The 7,049-nt window shown below is 46.2% G+C and carries 10 protein-coding genes; 7 read left to right on the forward strand and 3 right to left on the reverse strand.

Annotated elements, in window-relative coordinates:
- The 7 genes from cmr6 to cas2 all read left to right on the forward strand — a co-directional run.
- Positions 1 to 617: type III-B CRISPR module RAMP protein Cmr6 (gene cmr6, locus HY879_11675; protein MBI5604005.1), on the forward strand; the 617-nt coding region annotated here is incomplete at its 5' end.
- A 138-nt stretch (positions 618 to 755) separates the two neighbouring features.
- Positions 756 to 1,670, forward strand: a complete 915-nt coding sequence (locus HY879_11680; GenBank protein MBI5604006.1) for a hypothetical protein — start codon at positions 756 to 758, stop codon at positions 1,668 to 1,670.
- 1 nt (position 1,671) lies between these two features.
- Positions 1,672 to 1,911, forward strand: coding sequence for a hypothetical protein (locus HY879_11685; protein ID MBI5604007.1), 240 nt, complete (start codon positions 1,672 to 1,674; stop codon positions 1,909 to 1,911).
- On the forward strand, positions 1,898 to 2,797 hold the full coding sequence (locus tag HY879_11690; protein MBI5604008.1) for an RNA-directed DNA polymerase: 900 nt from the start codon (positions 1,898 to 1,900) through the stop codon (positions 2,795 to 2,797). Before HY879_11685 ends, HY879_11690 begins: the two co-directional genes overlap by 14 nt.
- 34 nt (positions 2,798 to 2,831) lie before the next feature.
- On the forward strand, positions 2,832 to 3,242 hold the full coding sequence (locus HY879_11695; protein ID MBI5604009.1) for a four helix bundle protein: 411 nt from the start codon (positions 2,832 to 2,834) through the stop codon (positions 3,240 to 3,242).
- A gap of 43 nt (positions 3,243 to 3,285) precedes the next feature.
- Entirely contained in the window at positions 3,286 to 4,287 is a 1,002-nt protein-coding gene (cas1, locus tag HY879_11700) for a CRISPR-associated endonuclease Cas1 (GenBank protein ID MBI5604010.1), read from the forward strand.
- A gap of 12 nt (positions 4,288 to 4,299) precedes the next feature.
- Positions 4,300 to 4,617 carry a CRISPR-associated endonuclease Cas2 gene (gene cas2, locus HY879_11705; protein ID MBI5604011.1) on the forward strand — a complete coding sequence of 106 codons (318 nt, stop codon included), beginning with the start codon at positions 4,300 to 4,302 and terminating at the stop codon, positions 4,615 to 4,617.
- Between the two features lie 79 nt (positions 4,618 to 4,696).
- On the opposite strand, the gene HY879_11710 is transcribed toward cas2, so the two are convergent.
- The 3 genes from HY879_11710 to HY879_11720 all read right to left on the reverse strand — a co-directional run bounded on the left by HY879_11710 (position 4,697) and on the right by HY879_11720 (position 7,032).
- Positions 4,697 to 4,909, reverse strand: a complete 213-nt coding sequence (locus HY879_11710) for a hypothetical protein (protein MBI5604012.1) — start codon at positions 4,907 to 4,909, stop codon at positions 4,697 to 4,699.
- A gap of 66 nt (positions 4,910 to 4,975) precedes the next feature.
- Entirely contained in the window at positions 4,976 to 5,779 is an 804-nt protein-coding gene (locus HY879_11715; protein MBI5604013.1) for an AAA family ATPase, read from the reverse strand.
- A complete protein-coding gene (locus HY879_11720; protein ID MBI5604014.1) occupies positions 5,776 to 7,032 on the reverse strand; it encodes a DDE-type integrase/transposase/recombinase in 1,257 nt (418 codons plus the stop codon). Before HY879_11720 ends, HY879_11715 begins: the two co-directional genes overlap by 4 nt.
- Positions 7,033 to 7,049: the final 17 nt, after the last annotated feature.

Consider the following 7,049-nt stretch of genomic DNA (forward strand, 5'->3'; position numbering starts at 1 on the left):
CTATTTTTCTGGACGCTTATCCTACTCGTGTCCCCCGGCTTAAGGCTGAAATCATGAACAGCCATTATCCCAAGTATTATGACGATGGGAAACAAGGCCCAACAGAGGATCAAAGCCCAAATCCGCAAAAATTTTGGGCCGTCGATACCCAGATGGATGGTCATCCGTTGAACTTTGTCTTTCGATTTCTCCTACATCGCGATATTGCGAGTCATAGTGAATATCCGATTCTTTTTGAAAAAGGACTTCGGGCTGCCCTTGAGAAACACGGTTTAGGAGCCAAAACCGCTATAGGCCATGGAAAATTTCAAATTATTCCAGATGAACATGAGAAGATTGTAAGGGATGTCGATGGTCCGACCACAAAAAGTGCGGGGTCAACAACCAAGAGAGGAACAGTTAACAACCTTGAAAAGCTGCTTGATCGTTTATCAGTGATGAAGAAAGGGGATGCGGGCTCAATTGCTGCAATCATTGAAAAAATTGATATTTTGGAGACGGATCTTCAAAAGGCGGAATTAGCAAAAGCAATTAAAGATAAGCTGGGCTCCAAAGTTTTCAAGAAAAGTAAGAAACGATCATTTTTGGAAAGTTTAATCGGAAAAAATGAAAGTTAGAGGTAAAGAATTTGCGGGCAATAGAGACATAGTGATTTATATTCTATTAAGGGGTATCAATCCATCAAAAAGAATTGTTCCCCATTTTTGTTCTTGCGGCAGCGTTAAATTAAACATTATATGAGAAGAGGGTTGATCATGGAGATACGACATGTTTATTCTAATATAATATTCAAAAAAATTTGGCTATTTTTGCTTGGTACAATAACCCTGCTTTTGGCAAATTTGGCAGCGAGCAGTATATATGATTCTGTCGATATTAAGATCAGTGGAGTAGATACTTGTCCTTCATATTTAAGGATAGGATATATCGTTCTTTTCTTTATTTTCGCCTATTTTCTGTACATAAAAATACCACGGTTTCGCCCCCAAACAAGGCGTCTTTCAAACGAGAGACCAGCGGAGTACAGAAACCATCTTATCTTGTTTCTTTCCAAACTTCCCGATGTAAGTATAAAGGATAACACTTGCATTCCTGACTGGCTGACGCCAAATATACAATACAAAATGGACGAGGATATTAAGGCTATGGAGATGGGCAGATGGCAGTGGGAAATGCCCCTGAGGGCAATAAACCACCAGCGGAGAGGTAATCTCAAAAGCATCATTCTTGTCTGTTCCGACAATCAAGAGGAGCCCGATGGTTCTTTGCGCAAGGGTTCTCTCGCGCAGGTCCACCATTTCGTGAACCTCCTTAGAAAGTACGATGAACTCAATTGCACCGAAATCTTTCTTCTTGTTAAAAACAAGGACGGTGAATTCTTAAAATATACCCCTTCAATACCAATGGAAGAAAACCGTGAGTATATTGGGTTGGGATTCGAGGTGTTTGATGAGTTGACATCAGGCCTCTGGTGGTTGATAGAAAAACATGGATATCAGGACGGGCAGATTATGATTGATATTACAGGAGGCCAAAAACCTACCAGTGTGGCAGGTGCGGCACTAACATTTAACAGGAAAATTAAGGCCCAATATGTGCAGACAGAGTCCCGAAAGGATGTGATTAGCTACGACGTTGAGTTCGTATCAATAGATGAGCTGAAGGTATAAAATGATAATTCTTGATACCTCCAAATTGTACAGTGATACAGCTAAGCTCAATGATCTCGGCCAATATATCGCCGAGGCTCAGGGCCTTGCCGGTGAAGGCAACGAAGTCGTTTTGACCGGCAAAGCCCCGGTCTGGCTATATCTGGCCGTGGCTCATGCGCTCCATGGCAAAGCCAAAAAACTCATTTACCGTTCGCCGGTAACCGGCGATGTGATGATATTCGACCATGATCCCTTTTGAATTCCCATTCAATTTTGATGCCCTTTCTAAAGCTTTCCAACACGTCAAGGAAAACCACGGCCGGGCCGGGGTGGATGGGATGACGATTGGGAGGTTTGAAGAGGATTATTACGAAAACTTGAAAAAGTTGGCCCAGGAGATCAAGGACGGCTCCTATGTCCCGCTTCCTTTGCTGAAAATCCTGGTGGACAAGGGCAATGGAGAGGCCAGGGGACTCTGTATCCCGACGGTGCGGGATCGGGTTGCGCAGACTGCCGTTTACCATATCATAGAGCCCATCCTGGAAAGGGAGTTTGAAGAGTGTAGCTTTGCTTACAGGAAGGGAAGGTCGGTTAAGCAGGCGGTTTATAGCATTAAGGGATACTATGACAAAGGTTACCGCTGGGTCGTGGAAGCTGACATTGATGCCTTCTTCGACAGCGTGGATCATGGGTTATTATTGGAAAAGCTAAAAAGGTATGTCCGGGATGAAGTAATCTTGCGACTCATCGGGCTATGGCTGAAGGCTGAGGTTTGGGATGGGGAGGCCGTCAAGGCCATAAATAAAGGGATTCCCCAGGGTTCTCCTATTTCTCCTATCCTGGCCAACCTTTTCTTGGACGAGTTGGATGAAGCTTTTCTTAAGAAGGGGAACCGGATTATCAGATTTTCAGACGATTTTGTCGTTCTTTGTAAAAATCCTAAAGACGCTCAAGCGGCCCTTGAATTCACCAGTGAAGTCTTGGAAAAATTGCTCTTGAAACTGGATGAATCCGACGTGGTCAACTTTGAACATGGTTTTAAGTTTCTTGGGGTTACCTTTGTACGTAGCCTGATTATGGTCCCTTTTGACCGACCCAAGAGGGAAAGAAGAGTCCTTTATGTGCCGCCGCCGATGTCACAGTAGAAAGTCAGGAGTCAATAGTCAGGAGTCAAAAAAGATGGAAGGAAAACAACCGATAAAAAGTTATAGAGATTTGATTGTTTGGCAAAAATCCTATGCGCTAGCCAGAAAAATTTTAGCTATTTCCAGGAATTTCCCGAATAATGAAGAATCGAGAATAATAAAGAGACAAATTATTCGATCCGCAATATCCATTCCAGCAAACATTGCCGAAGGATTTGGCGGTAATAAGGGCAAAGTCTTTAAAAATTCATTGACCATTGCCAGAAGAGAAGCAGGAGAAACAGATTATTGGTTATTGTTATGCTTCGAAGAAGGTTATATTAATGAGGACATCTATAAGGATGTTGGAGAGCGGATATCAGGAAGTAAGGGCAATGCTTTCATCAATCATTTCAAAATTATAAGAATTTGTTTCCTTTTATCACTATTGACAATTGACTTCTGACTACCGACTTTTGACTTCTAACTTTGGACTCCGGACTTTTTAAATGGCCAATTTATACTTAACCGAACAGGGTTCTGTGCTTAAAAAGACCGGCGACCGGATCATCGTCCAGAAAGAAGGTGAGGTCCTGCTGGATGTGCCTTGCAACAAGATCGAGGCGGTCCTGATTTTCGGCAACGTCCAGTTCACCACCCAGGCGGTCCATGAGCTTTTTGAGCACGGTATCGAGATGGCCATCCTGACCCGGACCGGCCGGCTTATAGGCCAACTTACTTCGCCCATGACTAAAAATATTGATCTGCGGGTTCAACAATTCAAAAAACATGAAGATGAAGCCTTTAAGCTTGATTTCTCAAAAAGCGTCGTCCAGGGAAAAATCACCAACTCCCTTCAAATCCTTCGTTCATTTGGTTATAATCACCCGGAGATCGGCTTGAAGGAAGAAATAAACGGCCTGGAGAAGGCTGCTTTGGAAGTACCAAAGATAGCAAATGGCGAAAGTCTCAATGGGGTGGAAGGCAATGCGGCCAGGATTTATTTTAATGGATTCAGGAAAATGATCCTTGGAGAATTCGGCTTTACCGGGAGGAAAAAATATCCGGCCCCAGATCCGGTCAACGGCCTTCTTTCTCTTGGTTATACCATGGTCTTTAATGAGATTTCATCTTTGCTGGATGGCCTCGGGTTTGATCCGTATCTCGGTTATTATCATAAAATTGATTATGGCCGGGCATCGTTGGCATCAGACCTCCTGGAGGAATTCCGGGCGCCGGTGTCGGATCGCCTCACCTTAAAGCTGATCAACAACCGGGTTTTAAAGCAGGAAGATTTTTATAAAAATCCCAAAGGGGAAGGGGTGTACTTGACCCGGGAGGCCCTGAAACGCTATTTTGCAGAATATGAGGACTTTACTAATAATGAATTCCTCCATCCGGAGACCAAAGAAAAGACCACCCTCCGGAAATGCTTCAGGATACAGATTGAAAACCTGGCCTCTTTTGTAAAAGGGGATAAAGGTTATCACCCGTTTTTCCTTGAGATTTGATAAGGGAAGGAAATGTTTTATCTTGTTTCTTATGACATTCCGGATACGCCGCGAAGGACCAAGATCGCCAAGACCCTAAAGGATTTCGGTGAGCGGGTGCAATACAGTGTTTTTGAATGCCTGCTTGACCAGGTCCTTCTGGATAAGATGGTCTTCAGATTGGAGAAAATCATTGAAAAGGAGGAGGACAGTATCCGGATTTACGGTCTTTGTGGTAATTGTGAGAAGGCGGTACAGGTTTTAGGACTGGGAATAGTTGTTAATTACCCCGGTTTTTTGAGAGAGGATTGGAGGAATAAATTAACCGGAGAGGGGTTGGATAAAGGGTAATTTTTCAAAAGCAGGGGAAGTGTTTTAGGGATTTTCAACTTAGATAAAATAACCGGGGGATGGTCTGGAAGACAAAGTGCTATGGATAAAGTCCTGTTCGGCCATGAGTGAGATGGTTTCGAGACAGGATGCGATTAATGGTGCTTAAAGAAGGCAATGGACGGACTCCATCTTTTTCCATGAGTAGACGAATGGGATAAGCCCCGCAAGGGAGGCCGAGGTTATAGAGATAGAGTCTTTCTAAGATAACGATCTGTTCGATTTCCGTAGGGGTAAAAGTATGGTCGGACATAGGCGTTATGAATTGGGAATAAAATTAACCGGACCGGGGAAGGACCCCGATCCGGGATAAAGTAACCTAACCTTCCAAGTTTTTGACTTTGAGGACCATCTCAGGAGAGATGGTGCGTTTTTGATCGAACATGGCATAGGTTAGAGCGGCTTCGGTGACTGCGCCGATTTTTCTGGGGATGCCGAAGGAGACTTCATGAACGGCCAAAAGGGCCTGGTCGTTAAGGAGGGGTTCCTGGGCACCGGCGAGTTTGAGGTGATGGAGGACATAGTTTTTGGTTTCATCAGGAGAGAGGCCGGGCATATGGAAACGCATGGCGATTCTCTGGCTGAAAGGCTCCATGACGGCGAACTCCATGACCCTTCTAAGATCGGACTGACCGGAGAGGATGAGGATGAAAGGGTCGTAAGAGTCCATTTTGAAGTTGGTCAGGAGCCGGAGTTCTTCCAGGGGGCCGGTTTGAAGGAGATGGGCCTCATCGATGATCAGGAGGATGGTTTTACCGGACTGTTCTTTGGAGTCCAAAAGGGACAGTTGGATCTGATTGTAGATGGCGCTTTTGGATAACCTGGGAGTCAGACCGAGGAGTCGATTGATGTGATAAAGGAGATCGGCGCGGCTGAGGGTGGCCAAGGGGGTATAAAAGGGTTTGAAGAGGTTTTCATTGAGGGAATCGACAAAGCGTCTCATGGCCAGGGTTTTACCCACACCCGGATCACCGGTCAGAAGCAGGATACCCCCTCTTCGTTTGATGTATTCCAGACGGGCCAGGCATTCTCTTAAGGGTTCGGTCTCGAACATATCGGCGGGTTTGATATTTTTATCAAAGGGGAAGCGCTTGAGACCGAACCAGGCGAGGAGATCTTTCATGAGCGTACCCTCCCCTTATGGAAGGAGAGATGGGTAGGGACTGATTGGGGCCGGAAGGTGCGGGCGTTTTCTTTTTTATCCAGGAGTTTGATCCGGCCGACCCTGATTTCATTATCATAGAGGAAGAGTTCCTGGGGATCATCGACCGGGTGACGGAGTTCGATTTTTTGGCGGATATAAGCCGAAGGGACCTCATAGAGGGAGCCCTTGAAGCTGATGGTGGCATCATTATTGACGATGCGTTCGTGGCGGACGAGGAAGATCTCATCGAGTTCGGCTTTGGACAGCCGACGGATTTCAACTCTTGAAACGGAGGCATTATAGCGGTCGATAGGCCTATTGTCGATACCGGTATGGAGTTTATGATGGTAGTCATCCTGGAGCCAGACCCAAAAGGCTTGATTGAGATCATCGAGATGGAGATCGTCCTTTATGCCGGAAAGGAAACGATCCCGGATGGTGCGGAAGAACCTCTCGATTTTTCCGCGAGAAGGGCTATCATAGGGTTTGGAATGGATGAGGGAGATACCGGCCAGGGCGCAGCATTTGGCGAGTAGATCGGAGGAAAAGCTGGCCCCATTATCCACGTAAAGTCTTTTGGGGATACCATAGCTTAGGAAGGCCTCCTTGAGGACGGGGGTGAGAGCACCGATGGTTTCGGAAGCACTGAAGGCCTGGCCGACGACCAGACGGGAATGATCATCTATGACCGCACAAAGGATGGCTTTGATGGAGCGATTGAGATAACGGACTTGGGGGCCGTGCATGAAGTCGCCGATCCAGAGGTCATTGACGTTATCGGTCTCGAAGGCTTTGCGGATATCGGTGCGTTTTTGAAGGGAAAGCCAGCCCTGGGTTTTGACGATACGGAGTAAGGTATTATAGTGGACGGGGGGATCTCCGAGCAGGTGGTGATCCCGAAGTTCTTCATAGAGTTTTTGGGCGGAGAAGTTAGGGAAGGCTTTACATTTAACCTCGATGACTTTGAGCAATTGGTCATTGAGGCGCCGGGGTCTGCCCCCGTCTGAGCGTTCTTTGGGCTTGAGGGCATGGAAACCCCGCCGGCGATAGGTCCTGAGCCAAGACTTCATGGTGGAAACGGCGACTTTTCGTCGGCCATAATAGGGGATTTCGTGTTCTTGCTCGGCCTGTTTCCGGAAGTAATCGTTTTGGGCTCTGGCGGGTTCGGCCAGGACTGGGGCAATGATCTGGTAGCGTTTAATGGCGATTCTTTCACGAGAGTCTTTTTGCATGGATGATACCTCCTTGA

The sequence above is a fragment of the Deltaproteobacteria bacterium genome (assembly GCA_016219225.1).
Lineage (GTDB): Bacteria > Desulfobacterota > RBG-13-43-22 > RBG-13-43-22 > RBG-13-43-22 > RBG-13-43-22.